We start from the raw sequence: 26486 nt of genomic DNA, 5'->3' as shown, positions 1-26486 counted from the left end.
TCACACCATCTCGATCAGCATGGCGCCGCCCTGCCCGCCACCGATGCATTCGGTGGCGACGCCGCGCTTGGTGCCGAGCCGCTTCATGGCATTGACGAGATGCAGTACGATGCGGTTGCCCGAGGTGCCCACGGGATGACCGAGGCTGATCGCGCCACCGTCGACGTTGAGCCGGGCGCGGTCGATCGCGCCGGCCGCACCGTCGAGGCCGAGCACCTCGCGGCAGAATGTCTCGTCTTCCCATGCGGCAAGGCAGCCAAGCACCTGCGTGGCGAACGCCTCATTGAGTTCCCAGGTCTCGACGTCGCGAAGCGACAGCTTGTTGCGCTTCAATAGTTCCGTCGCCGACAGCACCGGGCCAAGCCCCATGATCGAAGGATCGAGCGCCGACCATTGGCTGTCGATGATCATCGCCTTGGGTTTGAGGCCGTGTTTGATGACGGCATCTTCCGAGGCGAGAATGGTCCAGCACGCGCCGTCGGTGATCTGCGACGAATTGCCGGCGGTGACCTGGCCCCACGGGCGTTCGAACACCGGTTTCAGCTTCGCCAGCGTCTCCATCGAGGAGTCCGGGCGCACGCCGTCGTCGTGATCGAAGAACTTTCCGTCGCGCGCGAACGCCGTTTCCACCTCGCCCTTGAGCCAGCCTTCGGCCTGTGCCTTCGCAAGCCGCCTGTGGCTTTCGACCGCGTAGGCGTCGGACTGTTCACGGGTGATCTCGAACAGATGGCCGACCACCTCGGCGGTCTGGCCCATGTTGAGTTCGGTGATCGGGTCGGTCAGCCCGCGCTCGAGGCCGATGATCGGCTTGAAATAGGGCGGCCGCGCTTTCGCGATCGCCTTGACCTTCTCAACAATGCCCTTGGCGCCGGCGACGCCTGCGAACCAGCGCACGCCCTGCTGCGGCCAGACCAGCGGCGCATGGCTTAAAGCCTCAGCGCCCCCCGTCAGGATCAGGTTCGCGTTGCCGTCGCGAATATAGCGGTAGCCGGTGTCCATCGACTGCATGCCGGAGCCGCAGTTGATCTGCACCGTGAACGCCACCATCGCCTCACCCATGCCGAGCCGCAGCGCGGCGACGCGCGCCGGGTTCATCTCGTCGGCGATGACGTTGACGCAGCCGAGGATGACCTGGTCGAACGCGTCGGAGGTGAACGGCTGACGCGCCAGCAGCGGCCGCCCGCATTGCACCGCCAGATCGACCGGCGTGAATGGCCCGGGACCGCCGCGCGCTTTCAGGAAGGGGGTTCGGCTGCCGTCGATAATATAAACCGGACGCGCCATCAGCCTGCCGCCCTCGCTTCACTTCGTTCCTGCAACACTTGAACGTTGACGGACTTCTTGAAGGGCGACAGCGCTTCCGGTGCGAAGTCATCGACCTCGATCACGCGGAGCACCGCCTCTTGCGCCGTGTTGTATTTCTCAGCCTCGACCTGGGTGATGACGCCGTGCTTGATCGCGGCATCCGTGTCATGCAGACGCGCGGCTCGCATCCGCTTGAAGACGTCCTCCGCGGCCGTCACCAGCAGAAACGCCTTTTCCAGGCGCGCCACGCCATTGTCGTCATCCACATGCGACAGACCCTGCGTCAGGCGATCGCGAGCGACAGACGGCTCCAGCACCAGTTGAGCGCAAGCATGCACGACCGCGTCGCTCGGCCCGCGCGCCCGAGCGCCCATCGGCTGGATCATGAATTTGAGCATGATCGCGACGAAGCGGTTTGGCAGGTTCGCCAGAATGTCTGCGAACCGCTGCTCGATGGTGCGGAAGCCGGTCGCCATGCACCATTGCACAAGCGGGAGATCGGCCTCCTGGCGGCCCTCGTCCTGCCAACGCTTGAGCACGGCCGACAGCAGGTAAAGCTCAGAAAGAATGTCGCCGAACCGCGCCGACAGCATCTCCTTGCGCTTCAGCTTGCCACCGAGCGTCAGAAGCGCCATATCGGCGCACAATGCAAAGGCCGACGCATAGCGCGAGAGCTGACGATAGAAGTCCGTCACCGGGCCTGCATCCTCCGGAGCAGGCGCGAACGCCCCGCCGCTCCAGCTCCGGCCCCAGGCGCGAAACAGCGTGGTGACGCTGTGGACGATATGAAGCCAGAACGCCTTGTCGAAGGTGTCGAGCCCCCTGACCTTGTCAGTGTCGCTGAGCGCATTCATCTCCTGCAGCAGATAGGGATGCGCGCGGATCGCGCCCTGCCCGAAGATAATGAGGTTGCGCGTCAGGATGTTGGCGCCCTCCACTGTGATCGAGACCGGCACTCCGCGATAGAGATTACCGAGGTAGTTTTGCGGACCATCGATCACGGCCTTGCCGCCGTGGATGTCCATGGCGTCATCGATCACGATGCGCAACCGTTCGGTGGCGTGCAGCTTCATGATGCCGGAAATGACGGCGGGATGATGCCCCTCGTTGAGCGCGGCGCAAGTCAGCCGTCGCGCCGCGTCGATCAGGTAGGCCGTGCCGGCGATGCGCGCCAACGGCTCCTCGATGCCCTCGAACTTGCCGATCGGGATTCCGAACTGCTCACGGACGCGCGCATAGGCGCCGGTGGTGCGCGCCGCGAAGGCCGCGCCCGCCGCCGACAGCGACGGCAGCGAGATGCCGCGTCCGGCGGCCAGCGCCGTCATCAGCATCTTCCAGCCCTGACCGAGACGCTCCTTCCCGCCGATGACGTAGTCGAGCGGGATGAAAACGTCCTTGCCCCAGTTGGGGCCGTTCTGGAACACCTGCATGGCCGGCAGATGGCGGCGGCCGATCGATACTCCCGGCAGGTCGGTCGGGATCAACGCCACGGTGATGCCGAGGTCTTCCTGCGAGCCTACCAGATGATCCGGGTCATAGGCCTTGAAGGCGAGCCCGAGCAGCGTCGCCACCGGACCGAGCGTGATGTAGCGCTTGTGCCAGTTGAGCCGGAGCCCGATCACCTCGCGGCCCTCGAAGGTGCCCCTGCAGATGATGCCGGTGTCGGTCATCGACGCCGCATCGGAGCCGGCTTCCGGGCTGGTCAGGCCGAAGCATGGAATTTCGTGGCCGTCGGCAAGGCGCGGCAGCCATTTCGCCTGCTGGTCCCTGGTGCCGAAGCGCATCAGCAACTCGCCGGGTCCGAGCGAATTCGGCACCATCACCGTGACCGCGGCGACCAGCGAGCGCGACGAGATCTTGCGCACCACTTCCGAATGCGCATAGGGCGAGAAACCAAGTCCGCCGTACTCGGTCGGAATGATCATGCCGAAGAATTTTTTCTGCTTGATGAACGCCCAGACGTCCGGCGGCAGGTCCCGCCATGTCCAGTTGATCTTCCAGTCGTCGAGCATGGCACAAAGCTCGTCCACCGGGCCGTTGAGGAACGCCTCTTCCTCCGCCGTCAGGGTTGCCGGCGCGGTGTTCAGCAGTTTCGCCCAGTCAGGATTGCCGGAGAACAGGTCGGCGTCCCACCAGACGTCGCCGGCATCCAGCGCCTCGCGCTCAGTATCCGACATCGACGGCAGCACGCGGCGCGCCCAGGAGAAGATCAGCTTGGAGATCACGTCACGGCGAAAACTCATCGCAATGCCCTCTTGTTCGGATAATCCGCGGTGCGTCGACCCGGTATCGCAGCCAATCACCTTATACCCATAAGAGAAAATATCCTTAAAAAGGCAAAAGCGAGTTTCATTTCATGGTTTCATAATTGAAAATTAAGCGAAATTTTGCAATTCGGGGCCGGCCTCGCGACAGCAGGATAGCGCAAGGGCCCCAAAAACGCGATTTGCGAACGCTTGAAACCTCAAACGGCCGCACTGCGACCCGTGCAGCGCGCAAAGACGGAAAGCAGCGGCGAACGCCTTGAATGCGCCGAAGATCGCAGCGCCGTCCGCGGTCGGCGTTCACGGGAATCGGCAAAAACTTCAGCCCGGCCGTTTGTTTCCGCGCGGCGCCAGACCCGCAAGCACGAAATCGATCATCTGGTCGAGCGTCGGTCCCGGCTTGTCGACGCTTTGCGCGATCATCTGCGGATGGAAGAAGCGCATCATCGCCGTGCACGTGCACAGCGCCGCCAGCCGCACATCCGGCGCCTCGAATTCGCCGCTCGCCGCGCCCTGAGCGATCACCCCGCCGATGGTCGCGGCGATATCCTCCATGTGCGCCTTGCAAACATCCCAGTCCTGCTCCATCGCGATGGCGACCATCTCGTGCAGCTTGGCATCGCCGACATAGCGCTCGCTGTTCATGTGATGGATCGTGGACAGCAGTTCGCGCAGGCGCTGCGTGGCCGGACCAGGCGTGGCGCCGATCGCCTCGGCCGCGTCCTCGACCTCGCCCATCAGCCGCCGCGCCACGCCCTGGTGAATCGCCTTCTTCGAATCGAAGAAGCGATAGACGTTGGCCGGTGACATCCGCAGCACTTTCGCGATGTCGGCAACGGTGGTCTTCTGATAGCCGATCTCGCGGAACAGCCGCTCCGCCACCACCAGAATCCGGTGACGCGTATCAGCCTCGGTGTTGTCAGTAACTATGGTCATGAGAGAGCCGATCTTTCAATTATTCCCCGGCCTGGGCAAGCGGAAAAGCGAGTTGTGTCTCGCGCGGGGCGGGCCTGGCCTGCTCCCGCTCGCCGCCCTGCTCGGCCAGACTCTTCCTGAACCAGAGCGCGTAAAGCGCCGGCAGATACAGAAGCGTAAGAAAGGTGGCAACGAACAAGCCACCCATGATGGTAATCGCCATCGGTCCCCAGAACGCCGAGCGCGATAGCGGAATCATCGCAAGGATCGCCGCAAGCGCGGTCAGCACCACCGGCCGCGCGCGCCGCACCGTCGCTTCGACGATCGCCTCGCCGCGGGTCAGACCGTGCGCCACGTCGGTCTCGATCTGATCCACCAGAATGACCGCGTTGCGCATGATCATTCCGGCGAGCGCGATCAGGCCGAGCAGCGCCACGAAGCCGAAGGGCTGATTCGCGACATTGAGTCCAAGGGACGCGCCGACGATGCCGAGCGGCGCCGTCAGGAACACCAGCAAGAGTCGCGAGAAGCTCTGCAACTGGACCATCAGCAGCGTCAGCATCACGACGGCCATGACGGGAAACAGCACGAAGATCGAGGTATTGCCCTTGGCGGATTCCTCGAAGGCGCCGCCCGCCTCGATCCGGTAGGCCGGCGGCAGGTGATCACGAATCTCCTGCAGTTTCGGCCAGATCTGGTTGGTGACGTCGGGAGCCTGCACGCCATCCACCACATCGCCGCGCACAGTGATCGCCATGTCGCGGTTGCGCCGCCACAGGATCGGCTCTTCATGAGCGTATTCGATTTTCGCGACCTGCGACAGCGGCACCGCAACACCGTTGCGCGATGTCACCGTGAGATCGCCGACGCCGGCGAGATCGAGACGTTCGGACGGGATCGCACGCGCGACGACACCGACCTTCTCGATGCCATCGCGCACGGTCGTCACCGGCACACCCGAGATCAGCATGGCGAGCGCCTGCGAGACATCCTGCGGCGTCAGGCCGAGCGCGCGGGCACGATCCTGATCGACTACGAGCTTGAGATACGGCGTCTGCTCGTTCCAGTCGAGGCTGGGATCCTTCACGTTCGGATTGGCGCGCACGACGTCGCGCACCTTGTAGGCGATATCGCGGACCTTGGCGGCATCGGGGCCGATCACCCGGAATTGGACCGGGAAGCCGACGGGCGGGCCAAAATTGAAACGGTCGACCCGGACCCGCGCCTCGGTCAGCGCGCCGTCATCCACCGCCTTCTCGATCTTCGCCTTGATGCGCTCGCGCGCCTCGACGTTCTTCGCCACGATCACGATCTCGGCAAAGGCCTCGTTCGGCAATTGCGGATTGAGGCCGAGCCAGAAGCGCGGCGAGCCCTGCCCGACATAGGCGGTATAGGTCGCGATATCGTTATCGTCCTTGAGGATCTTCTCGGCCTCTTTCACAGACTTCTCGGTGACGCCGAACGCCGTGCCTTCCGGTAACCGCAGTTGCAGGAACAGTTCGGGCCGCTCCGACAGCGGGAAGAACTGCTGCTGCACATGACCAAATCCGATGACCGCCGCGACAAAGATGCCAACAGTCGCCGCGACCACCTTGATGCGGTGGTTGACGCACCACTGGATGACAGCGCGCAGGCTGCGGTAGATCCGGGTCTCGTAGATCGCATGCGGATCGTGATTGTGGCTGACCTTGATGTTCGGCAGCAGCTTGACGCCGATATAGGGCGTGAAGATCACCGCGACGAACCAGGATGCGACGAGCGCGATCGCCACGATCCAGAAGATGCCGCCGGCATATTCGCCGACGCCGGAATTGGCGAAGCCGATCGGCAGAAAGCCGGCTGCCGTCACCAAAGTGCCGGTCAGCATCGGAAAGGCTGTGGATTCCCACGCAAAGGACGCCGCGCGCATGCGGTCCCAGCCCTGCTCCATCTTCACCACCATCATCTCGACCGCGATGATGGCGTCGTCGACTAACAGCCCGAGCGCGATGATCAGGGCGCCGAGCGTGATGCGATGCAGATCGAGCGACATCGCGTTCATGACGATGAAGACGATGCCGAGAACCAGCGGCACCGACAGCGCCACCACGATGCCGGTGCGCCAGCCCAATGCGAGGAAGCTGACGAACAGCACGATCGCCAGCGCCTCGATGAAGGAATGCACGAACTCGCCAACGGCGTGCTCGACGACCTTCGGCTGATCCGCGATACGCTCGATGTTGATGCCCTGCGGCACCGCCTGCATGAACTCGTCGGCGGCCTTGGTGACGTCCTCGCCGAGCTTGAGGATATTGGCGCCCTTTGCGGTCACCACGCCGATGCCGAGCGCCGGCTTGCCTTCCTGACGCACCTTGAATGTCGGCGGATCAATGAATCCATGGGTCACGGTTGCGATGTCGCCGAGGCGGAACACGCGCCCGTTGCTTTCGACGGGCGTCTCCGCCACCGCTTTCGCGCCATCGAACGCGCCGGTAACGCGCAAGGCCACCCGTTGCGACGAGGTCTCGACGGTACCGGCCGGCGTCACCGCGTTCTGCTTTGCGAGCGAATCGAAGATCGCCTGCGGCGCGATGCCGAGCGTCGCCAGCTTGGCATGGGAGAACTCGACGTAGATGCGCTCGTCCTGAGTGCCGTAGAGGTTGACCTTGGTGACGCCATCCACCCTCAACAGCCGCTGGCGAAAACCCTCTGCAACCTTTTTCAATTGCGCGTAGTCGGCGCCGTCGCCGGTCAGGGTATAGAGAATGGAATCGACGTCGCTGAACTCGTCGTTGACCACCGGCCCGAGGATTCCCGCGGGAAGGCTGCCCTGCGCATCCGCGAGTTTCTTGCGCAGGACATAGAACAGATAGGGCACCTGCTTCGGCGGAGCGGAGTCGAGAAAGGACACCTGCATCGCCGTGAAACCAGGCTTGGAATAGGTCTGAACCTTGTCGAAATAAGGCAGTTCCTGCAGCTTCTTCTCAAGCGGATCGGCGACCTGCGTCTGCATTTCTTCCGCCGTCGCGCCCGGCCACATCACCGAGACGTTCACCACCTTGACCGTGAAAGAGGGATCCTCGGCCCGGCCGAGCTTCTCGTAGGAGAAGAAGCCCGCGACGCCGAGCGCGATGATCAGGAACAGGATCAGCGCAGGATGGCTCACCGCCCAGGCGGACAGATTGAAGCGCTTCATGGCACTCTCTCCGCTTAGAACGACAATGATGATACGACCCGCACCTTCTGCGCCGGATCGAGCTTCTGCACGCCGAGCACGACGACTTTCGCGCCCTCGTCCACGCCGCCTGCGATGATGACGTCGTTGCTCTCGTAGGATTTGACGGTGACAGGCTTCAGCGCGACGTCGCCTTTGTCATCGACGACATAGAGCGACGACGGACCGCCCTGGCTGAACAGCGCCGACAGCGGCACCCGCGCCACGCGGGAGGTGGCGACGTCGGCGAGCGTCAGCGTTGCCGTCATGCCGAGCGACACCTTGTCATCGGCGTCCGGCAGCGAGAATTTGGCGAGATAGGTGCGGGTCGCGGGATCGGCGGTCGGCGCGATCTCGCGCAGCTTAGCAGCATAGGTTCTGCCGGGCTCCGACCACAGCGACACCCGCGCCGTGCCGGTCCGGGCGCGGCCGATCAGCGTTTCGGGTATAGCGACCACCGCCTCTTTTTCACCAAGGCGCGCGACGCGGATAGCGGGCTGGCCCGAAGCGACCACCTGCCCGGCATCCACCAGCGTCGCGGTGACCACGCCGCGGGTGTCGGACGTCAGCGTCGCATAGGACAGGGAATTCCTGGTCAATTCGAGCGAGCGTTGCGCGCGATTTAACCGCGCCCGCGCCTCGTCGGCGGCGGCCTTGGCCTGATCGAGCTGGGCGTCCGTGGTCCAGCCCTTGGCGCGCAATTCCTTCGCGCGCGTTTCGGCGGCGGCGGCCTGCGCCAGCACGCCGGTGGCCGCGCTCAATTCAGCCTGCGCCTGCTCGGCCTGCAATTTGAGATCGACCTCATCGAGGGTCGCGAGAGACTGGCCCACCTCCACGATCTGTCCGACCTCGACCAGACGCTTCGCGACCTTGCCGGACACGCGGAAACCCATATCGGTCTCGATCCGCGGCTTGATGGTGCCGACGAAGCTGCGATCGGGAATCTCGGCCTCGTAATGCACCGTGGCGGTCAGAACCGGGCGCGCCGGCTCGGCTTTTTCGGCGGCTAATTCATTGCAGCCCCCCAATACCAGGGCTGGAAGGGCAACCAGGACAAGCGGCAAATACCTGGAAAACCTGAAGAAAGAAGAGCGATCCTGCATCGGGAAATTCCTTCGGAAGCCGTTCTCGCCCTACTGTGGATTGTTTAGTGATGATTGTCAATAATCGTCATAAACCATGAAAGCGTGAACATGAATAATCTCCCGTCAAGGTCTAGGGACGACTGCAGGAGAAAGAAATCCAGGAAGGTCATGAAGGGGTTGCCGGATGGCGCGGATCTGCAAGCGCCGAATCTGACGCATCACTCGCGCACATCCAGGCACCATCGAACGAGCGGGAACAATCCGGCTGGTAGGGACGCAACCCACGGCCGCCGTGAACGTCGCCCACTCCGAGATTGGTAAAATTTTAATCAGGCCCGTTCAAAGATACCGCCGGGGCTTCCTATGGATCGCGCGGGCACTGCGGGCTTATCGCCACGCGCATCACAGAAGCATCCATAAGCCGAATCGTCAGAGATCGGAGGCTGATTCCCGTCCCATAGAAACTGTGGATCAGTGAGAATTCACCTGCATTGGAAGGAATCCAAGAATGAAGGCGAAGATAAGCATTACTCTCCCTGCCATCGTCTCGGCGCTCGTCCTTATAGGCGCCCTTTCCGCCGGAATTGCGGCATATCAAGCCTACGAACAGCGGCAGAGGTCCGAAGCATTCCTCGATGTCAATCACATCTCCCAACTGCTGTTGAAAAGCGCAGGGCAGTGGGCCATCGAGCGCGGGCTCACGAACGCACCGCTGAAGTCACCCGACGCCCTGCCCGCCGAACTCCGCCCCCGGATCGCCAGCACCCGACAAGCCGCCGATCACGCGTTTACGGAAGCCGCTCAACTGCTGCGCGGGATTCCCGGGATGAAATCGGCAGAAGCGCAGATCTCGGAAGCCGAGAGCACGTTCCAGGGATTCGTCGGCTTTCGCATGAGGCTCGACGAGAACCTTCCCAAGCGAGGATCGGAGCGGAATCCTGAGGTCGTCGAGAGCTTCTCCCCGACGATCACCAAGCTGATCGACGTCTCGGGCAACAAGCTGCGCCTGACGATGGAAACGCTGAACCGCCCGCCTACTGCGGCTCTGGCGCAATTGGTCAGCATACGTAATTTGACTGCGCAGATGGCCGAGAACGCCGGACGAGAGCGTGCATTCCTCGGCGGAATGGTTGGCTCCCGCGCCAAGATGACGACCGTCGGCTTCCGGACCATCGCTCGCTACCGCGGAAATGTCGAATTGGCCTGGGAAACGATCTCGCCACTCCGGATGCGCGCCGACTTGCCGAAGAAGGTGGCGGATGCGATCACGGGCGTCGAGAACGATTATTTCCAGATTTATGGACAAACGCGCGACAGCGTACTCGCGACAGCCGAGAGCGGTGAGTACACAATCAACGGCAACGACTATGTTTCGCGGGCGACCACCGCGATCAATTCGATTCTGCGTCTCTCCGAAGCGGTCGGTGAAGCAGCCGACCAGGAAGCCGCGGCGGAAGCTGCGAACAGCACCTCCAAACTGCTGGTCTCGGGATTGATCTTGCTTGGCTGCATCGCGCTCGCGCTGGTCAGCTTCTGGATTGCGTTCTCGCGGATCCTGCGGCCACTGGCTGCGCTGACCGGAGCGATGGGCGAACTCGCGAACGGCAACTTCTCGGTTGTCCTGCCCGGGCTCGATCGCCAGGACGAGATGGGCGACATGGCGCGTGCGGTCGAGACCTTCAAGGTCAAGGCCGAGCAGAAAGCGCGCGACGAGGCGGAAGCGAAGATGAAGCAGGATCAACTTGCCGCCCAGCAGCGCAAGGAGGACATGCACCGGCTTGCCGACAATTTCGAGGCGGCGGTCGGCGAAGTGATCCAGACGGTCTCCTCGGCAGCAACCCAGCTCGAGGGTTCGGCAACCGCTTTGACCCGGACTGCCGAGCAGACCCACCAGCTTTCCTCCGCCGTGGCCGCGGCCTCCGAGGAAGCGACGGTCAACGTTCAGTCCGTGGCATCCGCCAGCGAAGAGATGGCAGCGTCCGTCAACGAAATCAGCCGGCAGGTCCAGGAAGCGTCGAGGATTGCGAGCGAGGCGGCGCAAAAGGCCCATAGCGCCGACCAGCGGATCACTTCGCTGTCGCATGCGTCGACCAAGATCGGAGACGTGATCGAACTCATCAACACGATCGCAAGCCAGACCAACCTGCTGGCGCTCAACGCCACGATCGAGGCCGCTCGCGCAGGCGAGGCCGGCCGCGGCTTCGCGGTGGTGGCGTCCGAGGTGAAGGCGTTGGCCGAGCAGACGGCGAAGGCGACTGCCGAAATCGGGCAACAGATCGCCAGCATCCAGACGGCAACGGATGACTCCGTCGTCAACGTGAAAGAGATCGGCGTCGTCATCGGCAGGATCGCGGAGATTTCCGCGACGATCGCCTCCGCCGTCGAAGAGCAGGCTTCTGCGACCCAGGAGATCTCCCGCAACGTCCAGCAGGCTGCGGCGGGCACCTCGGAGGTTTCCTCCAATATCATCGAGGTCAGCAACGGCGCGTCCGCGACAGGCGGCGCTTCCACGCAAGCCCTGGCCGCGGCGAAGTCCCTGGCCAGCAATACGGACCGTCTCAAGCTGGAGGTCGATAACTTCCTGGCAACGGTCAGGGCCGCCTAGGCCGGATGCGATGGGGTTTGCTTCGTCGGTAACGATCAAACCCCATCCCGTCCGAGATAATCCTCATGAGCGGATCGCTCACGCGACCCGCTCATGAGGTTCCTCCCCGGAATCTTTCCCCTCAGCCGGGCACCCGGATCCCCTCAGCCACCGCAGGAACCGTCAGAAGCTCTCCGCGTTGTTGAAGCTCAACGCAAAGGAGACGACCTATGGGTTCCACCTCGGACAAGATCAAGGGGACCGCCAACGAGGCGATGGGAAAGGTGAAGCAGAACGTCGGCGAAGCTGTCGGCTCCGACAAGATGCGAAGCGACGGCGCAATCCAGGAAGTGAAAGGCAAGGGCCAGAAAGCGCTTGGCGATGCCAAGGAGGCGGTGAAGGATTCCGCCAACAAGGCGGCAAACGCTGTCAACAAAAAGCTTTGATCTGGACCTTGTCAGTTCAAACAAAGGACCGGCCCGTAGCCGGTCCTTTTTTTGTACCATCAGCTGTCCAGCCACCTCTTGTAATGCACGGGTTTCGCGATGCGGCGCGGACTGATAAACCGGCGTCATGCTCAAGGTCGCCGCTCTCTATCAATTTAGGTCACTGCCGGATTTCCGTGAGTTGCGCGAACCCTTGCGCGTGATTTGCGCCGGGCTTTCCATCAAAGGCTCGATCCTGCTCGCCGAAGAAGGTATCAACGGCACCGTCGCTGGCCTGCCCGACGCCATCGATGCGCTGGTGACAGAGCTACAATCGGGTCCGCTGTTTTCCGGCCGGCTCGACCATCTCGAACTGAAATTCTCGCAGGCATCGGTGATGCCGTTCGCGCGGCTCAAGGTCCGGCTGAAAAAGGAAATCGTGACGCTCGGCGATCCCGCTGCCGATCCGACCCGCGCGGTCGGTATCTATGTCGAGCCGAAGGACTGGAACGATCTGATCGCCGCGCCCGGCACGCTTCTCATCGATACCCGCAATGCCTTCGAGATAGCGATGGGCAGCTTCGAAGGCGCGCTCGATCCACAGCTTGCACGATTCGGCGAGTTCAAGGATTTCGTCGCGCAAAAGCTCGATCCGCACAAGCATCGCAGGATCGCGATGTTCTGCACCGGCGGCATTCGCTGCGAAAAGGCGAGCTCTTATCTGTTGTCCCGCGGCTTTGAGGAGGTCTATCACCTCAAGGGCGGCATCCTGAAATACCTCGAAGCCGTTCCGGAAAGCCAAAGCCGCTGGCGGGGCGAATGTTTTGTGTTCGACGACAGAATAACGCTCGGTCACGGGCTGAAGGAAAAGACCCGCTCCGGCCGGCTCATGGAGGGAGCGCCGTCCCGCGATGGCTGACAAGACCTTGGCCGATCGCGTCGACGCGCTGGAGATGCGCCTGACTTATCAGGACGAGACCATCGAGACGCTGAACCAGACCGTCACTGCCCAGTGGAAGCAGATCGACGCGCTTTCGCGGCAGGTCGCCGAACTCAGCGAGCGCGTACGGGAGGCCGAAGCCGCGCGTCCCGCCCCCGCCAACGAGCCGCCGCCGCATTATTAAAGCGGGAACACCGCTGCTTGTGCGCCGACGCCGTATCACCGTTGATTGGCAATCGTTATCGGCCTATCACGTGCGTGCGCGATAAACGGCGTTGCAGGCTTTATCGCCGCGCCGCTACAACAAGATCTCCGGAAAGGATCGCATGACCGCGGAAGTCTCGATTGGGGACGGAGAGGCTGCCCGGCTGACGCCGCATCCGCTGAGGACGGCGATCCTGGGCGAGTTGCACGCGCGGCCGTTCACGGCGCTGTCCGTTCCTGCCCGCATCCTGCATTTCGCCTTCGAGACGGCCGGCGAGCGGGGTCAGGCCGACCGCGACCATCTCGCGGCGTTCTGTTCGGCGCGCGGCCTGCCGGTGCCGACCTTCGCCGAGCGGCACTATCGCGTCGCGATCGGCACTACCGTGCTGCGATGGGAGCAGCATTCCGAATTCACGACCTATACCTGGGAAATGCCCTCCCAGCCCGACGGAATACCGTTTCATCCGGCAGCCGCGGCGCTCGCCGCCCCGATGCAGCTCGTGCCGCAACCCGGTCCGCTTCTGGTCGCCATCGACATGCACGTGCTGGCCGACGGGCCGGCCGTCCAGCCGCCGGAGCGGCTGTTCGATCGCAACAGCCTCGCGCTTGCCGAAAACAGCGACGGCGCTGCGATCTACGCCACCGACTTCCAGCCCGACCCGTCCGGCTTCGTGCGGATCCTGATCGTCGACCGCAAACTCAATCCGGATCGCGCCGGCGCGCTGGCGCAACGCGTGATCGAGATCGAGACTTATCGCACGCTCGCTCTGCTCGGCCTGCCCGAAGCGCAGCGGCTCGCGCCGTCGATCAGCGCGGTCGAGCAGCGCCTCGCCGAAGTGACGGACAAGATGCGCAACAGCGGCAATCTCGCCGACAACCGCCACCTGCTCGACGAACTGACGGCGCTGGCCGCGGAAGTCGAGGCCGGCGCGGCGGCGAGCGTCTTCCGCTTCGGCGCCAGCCGGGCCTATTACGAGATCGTGCAGCAGCGGCTGACGACCATCGGCGAGCGCAAGGTGGCCGGGCTGCCGACGTGGACATCATTCCTGGCGCGACGAATGGCGCCGGCCATGCGGACCTGCGTGACGACCGAGGCGCGTCAGGAGAGCCTGTCGCTCAAGCTGTCGCGCACGGCGAACCTGCTGCGGACGCGGGTCGACGTCGAACTCGAACAGCAGAATCAGGAACTCCTGAAATCGATGAACGCCCGCACGCGGATGCAGCTCCGGCTGCAGACCACCGTCGAAGGGCTGTCAGTCGCGGCCATCACTTATTACGTGGTCAGCCTGTTCGGCTATATCGCCAAGGCGCTGCACGAATCCGGGCTTGTCCCGGTCGAGCCGGGTTATCTGACTGCGGCCTTCATTCCGGTGGCGGCGCTGTCGATCTGGTCGGTGGTGCGCAGCATCCGCCACAAGCATATCGGCCGCGACGGCTGACTCTTTTGAAAGAGCGGCAAACTACCCAACGATTTCGTTTCCCGAAATTCGCTCTCACGCTGGGTTGCCGTCGAGCATGCCCGTCAGCCGCTGGCGGATGAGGCGCTCGGCATCCCCCACGATGCGGTCGATCAGCTCCTTGCAGCTCGGCACATCGTGGATCAGGCCGACCGTCATGCCGCAGCTCCAGGCGCCGGCATCCATGTCGCCCTCGATCATCACCTTGGGATAGACGCCGGCGACCTCCTCGATAATGTCGTTGATCTTGAGGTCCGCGCCTTTCTCCCGTTCGACCTCCATCAACCTCTCGACCTTGCGGTTGTTGAGCACGCGCTCGGTGTTGCGCAGCGCCCGCATGATCAGCCGGGTATCGCGTTCGGAGGCCGCGACCAGCGCTTTCTTGACGTTGTCATGCACCGGCGCCTCTTTGGTCGCGATGAAGCGCGTACCCATGTTCATGCCTGAGGCGCCCAGCGCCAGCGCGGCGACCAGGCTGCGCGCATCGGCCATGCCGCCGGAAGCCACGAACGGAATCCGGAGTTCGTCGGCGGCGCGCGGCAGCAGGATCATGTTGGGGATGTCATCCTCGCCGGGATGGCCGCCGCACTCGAAGCCGTCGACGCTGACCGCGTCGCAACCGATCTGCTCCGCTTTCAACGCGTGGCGCACCGAGGTGCATTTGTGGATCACCTTGATGCCGGCAGCCTTGAGCGCGGGCATGTATTGTTCGGGGTTGCGGCCCGCCGTCTCGACGATACCGATGCCGCCTTCCACGATCGCCTGGATATATTCGGGATAGGGCGGCGCGGTGAACGCGGGCAGAAACGTCAGGTTCACGCCGAACGGCTGGTCGGTCATGCCGCGACAGCGCGCGATCTCCTTCGCCAGCCGGTCCGGCGTCTTCTGCGTCAGTCCGGTGATGATGCCGAGACCGCCCGCATTCGAGACCGCGGACGCCAACTCCGCAAAGCCGACGTAATGCATGCCGCCCTGGATGATCGGATGCCGGATGCCGAACAATTCGGTGATGGCTGTTTTCACGGAAAGACCCCCGGTTCGCTCCTGGTGATAGCTGCCTTGACATACCGCTTCAGGTCGGTTTCACTCGTAAAATTATGCCATTCTGCGACTATTTACTGCAGAATGAAGCAGCGTGCGCTGCGGAAGGAACTGTGGCGCCGCTTCGAAAAGCACCTGCGGTTTCTCTCCTGCGGTTTCTCTACGCTGCGCCGGAGACTGAATGTACCGTGGACGGATGCCCCTCGAGCAGATCATGACAGACCCTGAAAAGGAAACGACGGAGCGGCATCAGCACGCTCCCCGGATGTCCGCCGAGCATGCAGAGCCCGGCTTCGGACAGATCGGACTCATCACCCACGAGGACGGCCTCGTCAGGGATTCTCTGATCGCCGAATGCGCCGCAGCGCTGGCCACGCGAGGATACCGCCTGGGCGGCGTCGTTCAGTCCAACCCGCATCGGGAAGGCCGGCGCCGCTGCGATATGTATGTGAAGGACCTGCTGGGCGGCGGCGAAGTCAAGATTTCGCTGGATCGCGGCAACGAGGCGCGGGGGTGCCGTCTCGATCAGGACGCGTTCGCGCGCATCGACGCCTGGATCGAGCGCGCGGTGCTCGAGCATGTCGACCTGGTCGTCATCAACAAGTTCGGCAAGGAAGAGGCTCAAGGCCGCGGGTTGCGATCGGTCATCGCAGAGGCCCTGATCGCCGAAATTCCGCTCATCATCGGCGTCTCCGAACACAATCTCGATGACTTTCTGGCGTTCGCCGGGGACTCCGCCACCCGTTTGAATCCCGATGTCGAAGCGATAACCGCGTGGTGCCGGAACGCGATCGAACGTCAAGCTCGGCGCGAGCCGGGATCGCCGTCCATGGGAGCATGAGGAATACGCAAAAAAGCTGCTGGCTGGAGCGGCCGGAAAAGGATAACCTTCATTCCAGAGTGTCATAACTGTCGCCAGCTTGCGCCCATGGCTCCGAACGGCCCCATTCCGAACAGCGAATTCCCTGCTCTCCAGCGCGATCACGTGAAGTCACGCGATGGACGATAAGCAGATCCTCCAGAATGCAACGCGCAGCGCAGCCCAGGCGGGCATGATCACGCTTGTATTCGAGAATTTCACGGCCCAGCTCATCAAGTACGTTCTCAGCGGACAGCTCCTCGACGAGGATTCTCTGATGATGCTCCGCGACAACTGCATCCGCGACCTGAAGAACTCCACCATGACGGGAATGTCTTTGGAGGAAGAAGCCGAAGTCTTCAGGCAGGCTGTCGAAAACGCGGAGAAACTGCTCGACGCGGCGATAATGAGGGGACGGAACTTCTAGTCCCCAAAAGGTCCCGGACCGGTTGCTTGGACCCCGCGGCCTGCACCCAGGCGAAGGATCTTGCCCGGCAAGTTTCCACGATAGCGAGTCGGGTGCCCTGTGCGAGCCCGTTGCAGCGCCCGCGAGCATCGGGGCACGGGTTAACCCAGAGCGGCGACAGTCCTTGACAACCCGCCTCACACCGGCTTCCCCAACGGATGGCCGGGAGCAGGACGAGAGTTTCCAGGCAGAACCTAAAACCGAGAGTCAAGAGAATGAAGTAACCCGCGAAATAGTGCTTGACTTGGAAAGCTCGTAGAAGTCTTGCTCCGCCTAACCCGCGTTACGGCCTGCATGCCCAAGCTGCACCGTTTCGCGGCACTCTAACCAGAGAACCAGAGACTTCAGTCACTTCGCGATCTCCATTGGCAGCTCCGGTTGCTGGCTTCCGGTTGCTGGCTGTGTTGGGGATCGGGACTTGAACACTCTGGCGGGCGCCGCCTTTGCACGACGCATGTTCAGGCCGTCGTCTGAATGTGACCGTCAAATGCGCCATGGAGGACCTTCACGAGGGCGCCGATCAAGGCCTTTCGTGCCGACCGTGCAGCGCGTCAGCGTGGATTCGACCTCGACGTCTCCTGGTTGACGACACGACGAAGCTGCCGGATTTGTCCAATTCCATGACGATGCTATAAAAACCGTTGTTCAGTGAGGTCCCCTACGATGTCGCAATCGCGTCCGGTATCCGTTAGCAGCACGATCGAGGACATGCAGGCGGAGCGCGACGCGCTCGAAGCCTTTGCCAATGATCGCGCCCGCGACTTCGTCGGCAGGCAGTCGGTCATCGCGCGCGTTACCGATCTCTGTACCTCTCCTGCGAAAGCCCTTTCCCCAACGAGGGAAGGCCCGCCCTGGGGCATCTGTATTATCGGCGATCCCGGCGCGGGCAAGAGCGCGCTGTTCGGCGAACTTCTTCGCCGCACCAAGGAAACCGACGCTTTTGTGCTCGCGCACGCGGCCGGCGCCACCCCGCAGGCCTCATCGATCGACGCCATGCTGCGCCGCTGGATCAGTGAACTCGGCAATGCGCTCGATGTCGGCGACGTCGATCTCGCCACGAATATCGAACCCGAGATTGTCGAGAGGGCTTTCGCCTCGCTGATCGCGCGGATGTCGTCGCAGCGCCGCGTCGTTATTCTGATCGACGCGATCGACCAGTTCAACAAGAGCGCGCGCGGAAAGTTCACGAGCTGGCTGCCGCGGCCATGGCCGATCAATGTGCGCCTCGTTGCCACCGCCATCGCCGGCGGCGCCTCCAAGGCGCTGGCCGAGCGTTCGGGCGTAGAATCGTTGACTCTGCCGCCGCTCGACGCGACCGAGGCCCGTGACATCACAGATGCTCTCATCAAGCGCAATCAAAGCAAGATCTCACCGCAAGTGATCAGTGCGCTGTTCGAGAAGAAACATGCAGGCGCCCCCGCCGTCGGCAATCCGTTGTGGCTTGTGCTCGCCATCGAGGAACTGGAGTTGCTCGACACCGAGTATTTCGCCGACATGCAGCGTGAATATTCCGGCGATCCGGGAGAACGGCTGCAGAATGCGATGATGGACAGCGTTGGGAGCATGCCGACGGATGTTCCGCGCCTCTACCGCGCAACGTTCGACAGCGCTTCGGCAACGTTGGGCGCCCCTCTTGCGTCGGCGTTCATCGGCTTGATCTCCGCGAGCCGCTCGGGATGGCGAGAAAGCGATTTTCGTCAACTGCTGCCGCAGGTCAGCGGCGAACCCTGGGATGACAAGCGTTTCGCCGCGTTGTGCCGCATATTCCGCGGTCAGATTCACCAGCATGGCGCGCCCGCGCAGTGGAATTTCAACCATCCCCAGGCGCAGGCCGCCGCCCGCTCGCGCCTGGCGGGGTTGCGCCTCTCCAACGCCCAACTGCATCTGTTGATCGCCGACTACCTTCTGACCCTGACGCCGGACGATCCCCTGCGCGCGTCTGAAACCATGGTGCATCTGCTGGCGGGCAAGGACGCCGCACGCGCCGCCCGATATTATGGCGATACATCGTTGAGCGAGGTGGAACTGCAAGGCGCCACGCGCGCGCTTGCCGATGCGGTGATTTCGCCGGCCGGCGGTACTCCGGCAGCCGCCGCGCAAGAGATCAGCCGTTTGCTCGACAACCCTGACAACTCCGTCCGCGCGCATGTGGCCGAGCGCTTTCTTTTCAATCTCGACGAAGCCATCGAACGGCACGTCTCACCCGATGCCCGCCAGCTCATCCTGAATGCGATCGGAGGAGCGTTCGAGCAGTTGCTTCGCACCGATGCCGACAATGCAGGCTGGCAGCGCAACCTGTCGGTTGCGCGCGACCGCATCGGCGACGCACTTGTATCGCAAGGCAAGCTGCCCGAGGCGCTGAAATCATATCGCGACGGGCTCGCGATCAGGGAGCGGCTTGCGAATGCCGATTCCGGAAACGCGGAGCGGCAGCGCGATCTGTCATCGTCGCACGAGAAGATCGGCGACGTGCTGGCAGTGCAGGGCAGGCTCCCCGAGGCCCTGGAATCCTTCCGCAGCCAGCGCGCGATCGCCGAGCGGTTGGCGAAGGCGAACCCCGACAACGCTCAACTGCAGGTCGGTCTGTCGCTGTCGCACGAAAAGGTCGGCGAAGCGTTGATGGCGCAAGGCAAGCTGGACGAGGCGCTGGAAGCCTTCCGCAGCCAGCTTGAGATCACAGAGCAGTTGGCCCGCGCCGCCGATACCGATGACAACGACTGGCAGCGTGACCGGACGCTGTCCTACGATCGCGTCGGCGAAGTGCTGATGGCGCAGGGCAAACTGCCCGAGGCGCTGGAGGTACTGCGGGGCGGCCTCACGATCAAGGAGCGGCTTGCGAAGGCCCATCCCGACAACACCGGCTGGCAACGCAGCCTGTTGCTCTCTCATGATCGTATCGGCGACGCGCTGGTGGCGCAGGGCAAGCTGCCCGACGCGTTGACAGCTTTCCGCACGGGACTTGACATCGCCCAGCAGCTCTCGCGTGCGGAGGCGGACAACGCCGGCTGGCTGCGAGACCTGTCCGTGTCCCACGCCAAGATCGGCGACGTGCATGTAGCGCAGAGCAGCCTGCCCGACGCGTTGAAATCCTTCCATGAAGGGCTGACGATCAGACAGCGGCTGGCAAGCGCGGATCCCGATAATTCCGATTGGCAACGCGGTCTGGCGGTGTCCTACGATCGTATCGGCGACGTGCTGCTGGCCCAGGACAAAATGGCCGACGCGCTGCAAGCCTTCCGCGACCAGCTCGCAATTGCCGAACGGCTGGCGCAATCCAACCCCAGCAACACCGGCTGGCAGCGCGATCTGTCGGTATCCCACGAGAAAGTCGGCGACGTGCTGGTGGCGCAGAGCAGTCTGCCCGAAGCATTGCAGTCGTTCCGCAACGCACTTGCGATCAGAGAGCGGCTGGCGCGCAACGACCCCGGCAACGCCAACTGGCAGCGCAGCCTTTCGGTGTCGCACGATTGCATCGGCGACGTGTTGGAAGCGCAGGGCGAAGTGGACGAGGCGCTGAAATCCTACCGCAACGCGCTTGCGATCAGGGAACGTCTGGCGCAAAGCGACCCCAGCAATGTGGTCTGGCAGCGCGATCTGACGGTGTCCTACGCTCGTATCGGCGAAGCGCTGGAAGCGCAGGGCAAGCCGGACGAGGCGTTGAAATCCTTCAACGAAGAGCTCGCGATTCTCGAGCGGCTGTCGCTTGCCGATCCCGGCAACGTCGACTTGCAGCGCAGCGTTGCTGTAAGTCAGGGACATCTTGCCGAGATGTATCGCCGGTCCAACGATAACGACAATGCGCTGACCGCGCTGCGGCACGGGCAAGCCGCCATGGAGAGCGTTGTCAGGCGCGCGCCGGAGAATGCCGGCTGGAAGAAAGATCTGGACTGGTTCAACGAGCAGATCGAGGCCTTCACGGAATAGTCCGTCCGCTCCTTCGAGCGACCAATATCGGCGGCGACGCACTTTGCTGCGTCGCTTGCGATCGGCCACACGCATCTGGCCGTCGAGCGCCCTCCCACGCCTGTCAGCTCCGCCTATGAAATCTGGGGGAGCGGAATGGGACGTACCGTTGCACGATATGCAGATGTCTGATATGCATTTGAGCGATAACGGGGCCGTCTGAAGGGCGGTGATCGGGAAAAATCAACAGGGGGGAACGCGATGGCCGATTATGCGAACGCCAGCGTTGTAATCGAAACAGTGCCGCCGGCGGAGATGGGGGCCGCGCTTGCCGCGGACGCCGCCAAGAAGGCCAAGTTCGGCACCATTCATCTTCTCATCCGCGGTTTTCTATGTACGCCGTTCCTGGCCTACGGAGCCTGCGTGACCTTCGCGATGGTCGCCGCCGGCATTCCGCTCGGTGTGGCGGGACTTGTATTCCCGGCCGGTTACGTGACGCTGAGCTTCCTCGGCCTGGAGATGGCGACCGGCAGCTTCGCGACGATGCCCATCGGCATGTACGCCGGAACAGTCACGCCGTTCCAACTGGTTCGCAACTGGACCTGGACTCTTGGCGGCAACCTGCTCGGAGGCATCTTCTTCGCCTGGCTGCTGTGGTTCTCGCTGACCAAGGGCGGATCCATCGAGCCGGACAGCATGCTCAAGGTCATCGCCAAGACCGCCGAAGCCAAGGTAAGCTATATCCATTACGGCATCGTCGGCTGGTGCGCCGCCATCGGCAAGGGCGTGCTTTGTAACTGGCTGGTGAGCCTGGGATCGGTCATGTCCAAGGCCACTCGCAGCACCGTGGGCCGGGTGGTGCTGATGTGGATCCCGATCGGGATGTTCTTCGCGCTGGGCTTCGAGCACACCGTGGTCAACATGTGGCTCTTCCCGACCGCCATTCTCTCAGGCGCCAATGTAAGCATCTACGAATGGTGGGTGTGGAACCAGATCCCGGTCACCATCGGCAATATCCTGGGCGCGATGGTGCTCAACGGCACGCTGTGGTACTTCACTCATACTCTGCAAAGAGAATGAGCCGACGCAGTTCATCTCGCTCATCAAGTCGTCATGCCCGGCTCCACGCCGGGCATTGACGTTTTAAGACCGGAATTCGAAAGCGAAGCTGGCCGGAACGGCACTCGGTGTGGAGCGGTTTGCATTCTGATGGAAACCAGCGAGCCGTCGCGCCGCTATAGCCGTTAGGAAAACGGCATTGCACCCACTGCCTACGTCCATGCGACCGCCGACCCGCCTTTCCTCTCGCTGCCGGCTTCACTCCGGACCGGAAGGCTGATCGAAGACCGCGTAGGTGTGTCCGTCAGAGGGTCTTATTTCCTGGGCATGGCCGCGCGGGCCAGAACGTCCAGCAGGCCTTCCGTGGCGTCCGCATCGGCCTCTTTCAGCCGTTCCGCCATTCCAAGCGCTTGTCGCCAGCGGGTGACGCGTTCGCCGAGCGCATTCAGGCGCCCGAGGACGGCAGCGGCGCGATCGTGGTTCTGCTCGAGAAACGCGCGGCCTTCGTCGGTGATCGTGAAGAGCCTGGGGGGATCGACAGACGCGGTCAGATGACCGGATTCCACGAGACTGGCCAGCATCGGATGGACCACGTTCGGGCTGGGCAAGAACCAGTCGGCCGTCATTTTCTCGATGGTCTGGATGACCTCGTAGCCACGACGCGGCGTCTCGGAAATGAGTGAAAGCGCAATAAGACGCAGATCGTCTTCGGCCACACCCTTCGATGATGGAGCCGTCATTTTTGTTCTCCGTCAAGAAACCTTCGCTCGAAGGAAACCCATATTATGCTGTAACGCAAGACATATTTCGCCGGCTTGCGATCGATATCTTGCAACGTCCAGAGCGCTCCATCTGCGTCAAGCCGTGTGCGCCGCCTGCAAACTTTCCGCGACTCGGTTGGGCCAAACAGGCTCCGACGCAGTTGGACCACTCGGGAACCTGCATCAGCCCCGCTTCAAAAAATTTTGGCCCGGTGCTTCCACTCCGGCCGCGCAAAATCCTCGTCCACCCGCTTCACATGAAGCCCGCGCGGCAAGACCTGACCGCCCTGCTCGTCCGCGACAGGAAGATCCGAAATGAGGCCGGCCTGCAACGCCGCCCTCCAGGCATCCAGTTCCGTCGCCGTGAATGCACCGATGCGTCGATCGCGATCGAATAGCGCGTAAGGCATCGTTTTTCTCCCTGGCTGTGTTCCTAACAACCGGCCGAACTCGTAGACCGTTCCCCGTCGCGTCCTCGCCGGATGAAGTCCGACCCGACATCCATTAACGCGTACTCTTGTGAGCTTCGGACGTGATCGGTTTCCGAACGTCAAAAGATGCTGTGTTAATCAGGTCACAGCCGAATCACCCCGATGTGGATCATCCTGACGGCGTATGGCTGCGAACAAGGTAACGGCAGTACACAGGGCTTGATGATTTCCAAGCTTCGCCTCGAGCCATTCCCTGAAAAAGGGGATGGCTCTCTCTTTGATCTCCCACTAGACCATTCGATCCCGCGGCGCCGGGGAATTTTTCCGAGGCGAGACTTTCCTTGCCCTAACTCCGGCACGGCCCGTCGGACACTGACTTAGTCGTCGAGACTCGCGTATCGCAATAGCGCGATCTCAGGACGACCTGAGCTCGGAGCGAGGCGCCAGCGAAACGACACTTACTTCGGCGTTTGCAGTCCCGACGAATTCACCCACGCATCGATATGAGCCGCCGCGTCCGCTTGACGCGCTTTCCTTAACGCCTCATCCCTGCGTACGCCGGGAGGCAGTTCGTGCGCCGCCTTGCGGGCGTTGGCCGCGAACTCGACCAGACGGTCCTTCAAAGGCTTAAGTTGAATAGAATCACGTCGCACCCTCATTGGCGTTGCTCCCTCGTTTGGAGAGGCGGAGCGCGCGCAGCGTCCTCCTGACCTCTATCAGAGCCACAACCTTCGTGGTGGTTGGATAAGTGTGCGCCTTCCCTGGGCTGAATGCGAGTCAAATCGAAGGGAGCCATCAAAATGCCGCAGCACCAGGCTAGGAATTTGGTCAAAGTGAAATCATTGTTTTTGTCTGTCGTGTTTGTCCGTCCAGCTTGTGTCTGTTCACGCGGGTTGGCCGGACAAAAGCGCGCGCTCGCATGAGCCCGCCGCGATGAAACAGATCTATCTGCGAGGACCTGGATTCCAGCCTGCACGAGCATGGCCGGCAAACGTGCCGTTGTCTCTCAAGAGCGATCTCACCTAAAACCGTCCGGCTACAGCGAAGTGACTTCGGCACCACCGCCGCCGCTTGCTGTCATAAGAAATGCTTTCAGCTTATCCAAAGAATAATAAATTGCCCAAATCGCCGAAACCGGATTGTGATACGGGCGACCGCCGTTCGATCTCTTGCCTGGTTCTGGACATCGCGATCGGACCTGTTGGAAACCCGGTTCTTCAGTGTGTCAGGAAAATGAGCGAAACGTTTGCCACGAACTTGTCCCCCGATCGTATCAGGGCGTTGATCGTTGACGCGCGCGCCCTGATCCTCGACGTCGACGGAACGCTTGCCGAAACCGAGGAGGCTCATCGTCAGGCGTTTAACACGGCCTTCGCCGGAGCTGGCCTTGATTGGCACTGGGATCGCCCGGCTTACAAGGAATTGCTTCGGGTGGCGGGAGGAAAGGAACGCATTCGCGCGTTCGACCACGCGCGAGATGGGCAACCGTCGGTATTGTCGGATTCCCAGATCGCCGAGCTGCACCAGATCAAGACCAGGCTCTATGCGGAGTTGATCACCGAGGGCGGCTGTCCGCTTCGGCCTGGCATTCGTGCTTTGCTGGATGCGGCGCGTCGGCGCGGTCAGCCTCTGGCAATTGCAACGACGACCTCGCGCGACAATATCGATGTGCTGCTTTCGGCCTCGCTGGGCAAGGACTGGGAGCAGTGGTTTGCGGCCATTGTCGCCGGCGACGAGGTGACAAGGAAGAAGCCTGCGCCGGACGTTTATCTGAAAGTGCTCTCAAAATTGAATCTGCCCGCGCAGGAATGCCTCGCTATCGAAGACTCCGGCATCGGTCTGGCTGCAGCGATAGGCGCCGGAATTCCTGTCCTGATCTCACGAAGCGCCTATTTCAGCGACGATGACTTTTCAGGCGCAGCTTGCACGATCGACGATTTTACAGAGGTGGCAAGCGCCCTTGCAAATGAATCGGAAGCCTGATCGACGGAATATCCAGTTGATCCGAGGCGCAAGGATGGAATTTCGGATCAGGCCAACGAATTTTCTTCCGAGCTTCCTGTTGATCATCGCCCGGATCAGGACGGCCCTTGGTCTTCCGCATCTGACATTTCCATTCTGAGCGGAGCGAATGACTTTCGCGACGGACGCCTGAGGGTCGTCGGCCATTCGGACGGCGGCCGCCCGGTCCAGACGTTTCGCCGCGCTGGCCTCGCGGGCGCCCCCAGATCGAGAAGCTCGCGCATCCGCGGAACACAAATGCGCGCGGCGTCATAGTGCTCAATGACAAAATGGCGGGCGGCCTCTCTGATCGCGAAAAAGCGCTCGGGTTCCTGCAGCGCCTCGACGACCCTTTCCGCAAGCTCGTCAACGGCGAAAAACGGAACGAGCAGGCCGTTGTCTCCGGGACTGATGACTTCGCACACCGGCGCGGTATCGGACCCTATCACCAGGCAGCCAGCGCTCATCGCTTCCAGCGCCGACCACGACAGCACGAACGGATACGTCAGATAGACGTGTGCAGATGAAACCTGAAGTGCTGCAATAAAAGTGTCGTATGGAACGCCACCCATGAAATGAACGCGCGACATGTCCAGCCGGTCGCGCACTTCCTCCAGAAAGATCGACTTCCAGTTGCTGCCCGCCGGCGGAGGAAGGCCATAAGACAGTCCATCCCTGCCTATGATGACAATCTGCGCATTGGGCCGACGCCTCAGTATTTCGGGAAGCGCGCGCATGAAGATGTGGTAGCCCCTGAGCGGCTCGAGATTGCGCACGACGAACGTCACGATTTCATCGGAGGCGCCCACACGCCGGCCGTTTGGAAGCGTCAGGTGCGCCTGTGCATCAGGTCGCACGCGCGACGTATCAATTCCTTCATGAACAACTTCGATCTTGCTTTGATAATGCCTTGGAAAAGTCGACTGCTGCCAATATGTCGGCGAAATTCCGACATCGCAGTCAGCGAGTGCTAACAAGGTTGTCGCATTCTTGAGCTGCAGCCCGATATGGCCATCCCGACCCGACACCGGAAATTCCGGATCGAATCCAATGTCGCGTCCTTCGGCACCGTAATAGAACTCGCAATAGACCAATTGCCTCGCCTTGGGGAACATGGTGCGTAACGGCAGTGTTTCTCCCCAGCCAGGATGCGCGAGGATCACGTCCGGCGAAAAGCCGGAGGTCGCCAGGGTCGAAAGGCTATAGAGGACCTGCTCGGCCCGACGGCACTCGAGATCGAAGCGTCTCGCAAATGGATGCGTTCCGGAGACATCGGCGTCAGGAAGTGCATATTTAATCAACTTGACCGAAGACATCGGCTGCGCGCTCGATGCGCCGACGGCCGCAAGCTCGAAACCCGGTTCGGTGGCCAGCGCCGCCGCGAGATTGCGGTATTGCGCCGGGAAATTGTTGTGAACGAATAAAATCTTCATCGACATGACATCTCGACTGAGTGTGTGCGTTGCCTTTTAAGTAAAAAACTTTCGCCAGCGAACCATTCAATAGCAATCTCGTCCAATTATTCCTCGTCTAATTTATCGTGCGTTGACAAGTTCCAAATGAATTGGGACCCTCAATCATCGAGCTTGGCTT

The 26486-nt window shown here is 62.2% G+C and carries 20 protein-coding genes; 10 read left to right on the top strand and 10 right to left on the bottom strand.

All coding sequences use genetic code 11. The features are described 5' to 3' along the window. The 5 genes from ACS3WA_RS04300 to ACS3WA_RS04280 all read right to left on the bottom strand — a co-directional run bounded on the left by ACS3WA_RS04300 (position 1) and on the right by ACS3WA_RS04280 (position 8780). Positions 1 to 1284, bottom strand: a complete 1284-nt coding sequence (locus ACS3WA_RS04300) for an acetyl-CoA C-acetyltransferase (RefSeq protein WP_438277322.1) — start codon at positions 1282 to 1284, stop codon at positions 1 to 3. Beyond that, entirely contained in the window at positions 1284 to 3548 is a 2265-nt protein-coding gene (locus tag ACS3WA_RS04295) for an acyl-CoA dehydrogenase (protein ID WP_438277321.1), read from the bottom strand. Before ACS3WA_RS04295 ends, ACS3WA_RS04300 begins: the two co-directional genes overlap by 1 nt. Before the next feature lie 342 nt (positions 3549 to 3890). Then, entirely contained in the window at positions 3891 to 4505 is a 615-nt protein-coding gene (locus ACS3WA_RS04290) for a TetR/AcrR family transcriptional regulator (protein WP_438277320.1), read from the bottom strand. Positions 4506 to 4524: 19 nt separating this feature from the next. Next, positions 4525 to 7659: an efflux RND transporter permease subunit gene (locus ACS3WA_RS04285; RefSeq protein WP_438277319.1), complete on the bottom strand. Its 3135-nt coding sequence runs from the start codon at positions 7657 to 7659 to the stop codon at positions 4525 to 4527. Positions 7660 to 7673: 14 nt separating this feature from the next. Next, on the bottom strand, positions 7674 to 8780 hold the full coding sequence (locus ACS3WA_RS04280; protein ID WP_438277318.1) for an efflux RND transporter periplasmic adaptor subunit: 1107 nt from the start codon (positions 8778 to 8780) through the stop codon (positions 7674 to 7676). A 490-nt stretch (positions 8781 to 9270) separates the two neighbouring features. On the opposite strand from ACS3WA_RS04280, the gene ACS3WA_RS04275 reads away from it, so the two are divergent. The 5 genes from ACS3WA_RS04275 to ACS3WA_RS04255 all read left to right on the top strand — a co-directional run bounded on the left by ACS3WA_RS04275 (position 9271) and on the right by ACS3WA_RS04255 (position 14354). Further along, the gene (locus tag ACS3WA_RS04275) at positions 9271 to 11367 is read left to right on the top strand and encodes a methyl-accepting chemotaxis protein (protein WP_438277317.1); all 2097 of its coding nucleotides are present in this window, start codon (positions 9271 to 9273) and stop codon (positions 11365 to 11367) included. A 209-nt stretch (positions 11368 to 11576) separates the two neighbouring features. Beyond that, the gene (locus ACS3WA_RS04270; RefSeq protein ID WP_438277316.1) at positions 11577 to 11792 is read left to right on the top strand and encodes a CsbD family protein; all 216 of its coding nucleotides are present in this window, start codon (positions 11577 to 11579) and stop codon (positions 11790 to 11792) included. A 127-nt stretch (positions 11793 to 11919) separates the two neighbouring features. After that, positions 11920 to 12690: an oxygen-dependent tRNA uridine(34) hydroxylase TrhO gene (trhO, locus tag ACS3WA_RS04265; protein WP_438277315.1), complete on the top strand. Its 771-nt coding sequence runs from the start codon at positions 11920 to 11922 to the stop codon at positions 12688 to 12690. Then, positions 12683 to 12895: a SlyX family protein gene (locus ACS3WA_RS04260; protein ID WP_438277314.1), complete on the top strand. Its 213-nt coding sequence runs from the start codon at positions 12683 to 12685 to the stop codon at positions 12893 to 12895. Before trhO ends, ACS3WA_RS04260 begins: the two co-directional genes overlap by 8 nt. Positions 12896 to 13037: 142 nt before the next feature. After that, positions 13038 to 14354 (top strand): DUF3422 family protein, encoded by a 1317-nt coding sequence (locus ACS3WA_RS04255; RefSeq protein WP_438277313.1) that lies wholly within the window; start codon positions 13038 to 13040, stop codon positions 14352 to 14354. A 54-nt stretch (positions 14355 to 14408) separates the two neighbouring features. On the opposite strand, the gene ACS3WA_RS04250 is transcribed toward ACS3WA_RS04255, so the two are convergent. Then, on the bottom strand, positions 14409 to 15395 hold the full coding sequence (locus tag ACS3WA_RS04250; RefSeq protein WP_438277312.1) for an NAD(P)H-dependent flavin oxidoreductase: 987 nt from the start codon (positions 15393 to 15395) through the stop codon (positions 14409 to 14411). Between the two features lie 232 nt (positions 15396 to 15627). On the opposite strand from ACS3WA_RS04250, the gene ACS3WA_RS04245 reads away from it, so the two are divergent. From ACS3WA_RS04245 to ACS3WA_RS04230, 4 genes are all read left to right on the top strand, one after another. Beyond that, the gene (locus ACS3WA_RS04245; RefSeq protein WP_438277311.1) at positions 15628 to 16254 is read left to right on the top strand and encodes a DUF2478 domain-containing protein; all 627 of its coding nucleotides are present in this window, start codon (positions 15628 to 15630) and stop codon (positions 16252 to 16254) included. Between the two features lie 157 nt (positions 16255 to 16411). Further along, the gene (locus ACS3WA_RS04240; RefSeq protein ID WP_438277310.1) at positions 16412 to 16699 is read left to right on the top strand and encodes a hypothetical protein; all 288 of its coding nucleotides are present in this window, start codon (positions 16412 to 16414) and stop codon (positions 16697 to 16699) included. Positions 16700 to 17401: 702 nt separating this feature from the next. Then, positions 17402 to 20662, top strand: a complete 3261-nt coding sequence (locus ACS3WA_RS04235; protein ID WP_438277309.1) for a tetratricopeptide repeat protein — start codon at positions 17402 to 17404, stop codon at positions 20660 to 20662. Between the two features lie 240 nt (positions 20663 to 20902). Then, positions 20903 to 21721 carry a formate/nitrite transporter family protein gene (locus ACS3WA_RS04230; RefSeq protein ID WP_438277308.1) on the top strand — a complete coding sequence of 273 codons (819 nt, stop codon included), beginning with the start codon at positions 20903 to 20905 and terminating at the stop codon, positions 21719 to 21721. A 293-nt stretch (positions 21722 to 22014) separates the two neighbouring features. On the opposite strand, the gene ACS3WA_RS04225 is transcribed toward ACS3WA_RS04230, so the two are convergent. The 3 genes from ACS3WA_RS04225 to ACS3WA_RS04215 all read right to left on the bottom strand — a co-directional run bounded on the left by ACS3WA_RS04225 (position 22015) and on the right by ACS3WA_RS04215 (position 23515). Beyond that, positions 22015 to 22416: a PadR family transcriptional regulator gene (locus tag ACS3WA_RS04225; RefSeq protein WP_438277307.1), complete on the bottom strand. Its 402-nt coding sequence runs from the start codon at positions 22414 to 22416 to the stop codon at positions 22015 to 22017. Positions 22417 to 22655: 239 nt separating this feature from the next. Next, positions 22656 to 22871 carry a hypothetical protein gene (locus tag ACS3WA_RS04220; protein WP_438274093.1) on the bottom strand — a complete coding sequence of 72 codons (216 nt, stop codon included), beginning with the start codon at positions 22869 to 22871 and terminating at the stop codon, positions 22656 to 22658. Positions 22872 to 23350: 479 nt separating this feature from the next. Next, positions 23351 to 23515 carry a hypothetical protein gene (locus ACS3WA_RS04215; protein ID WP_438277306.1) on the bottom strand — a complete coding sequence of 55 codons (165 nt, stop codon included), beginning with the start codon at positions 23513 to 23515 and terminating at the stop codon, positions 23351 to 23353. Between the two features lie 610 nt (positions 23516 to 24125). Here ACS3WA_RS04215 and ACS3WA_RS04210 point away from each other — a divergent pair. After that, positions 24126 to 24875, top strand: coding sequence for an HAD family hydrolase (locus ACS3WA_RS04210; RefSeq protein ID WP_438277397.1), 750 nt, complete (start codon positions 24126 to 24128; stop codon positions 24873 to 24875). 95 nt (positions 24876 to 24970) lie between these two features. Here the strand turns inward: ACS3WA_RS04210 and ACS3WA_RS04205 are convergent, their stop codons facing one another. Beyond that, a complete protein-coding gene (locus tag ACS3WA_RS04205) occupies positions 24971 to 26332 on the bottom strand; it encodes a glycosyltransferase (protein WP_438277305.1) in 1362 nt (453 codons plus the stop codon). Positions 26333 to 26486 lie beyond the last annotated feature (154 nt).

It is taken from the genome of Nitrobacter sp., from assembly GCF_051535235.1.
Taxonomy (GTDB): domain Bacteria; phylum Pseudomonadota; class Alphaproteobacteria; order Rhizobiales; family Xanthobacteraceae; genus Nitrobacter.
The sequence above is the reverse complement of the archived record's forward strand: the minus strand, read 5'-3'. Positions and strand labels throughout refer to the sequence as shown.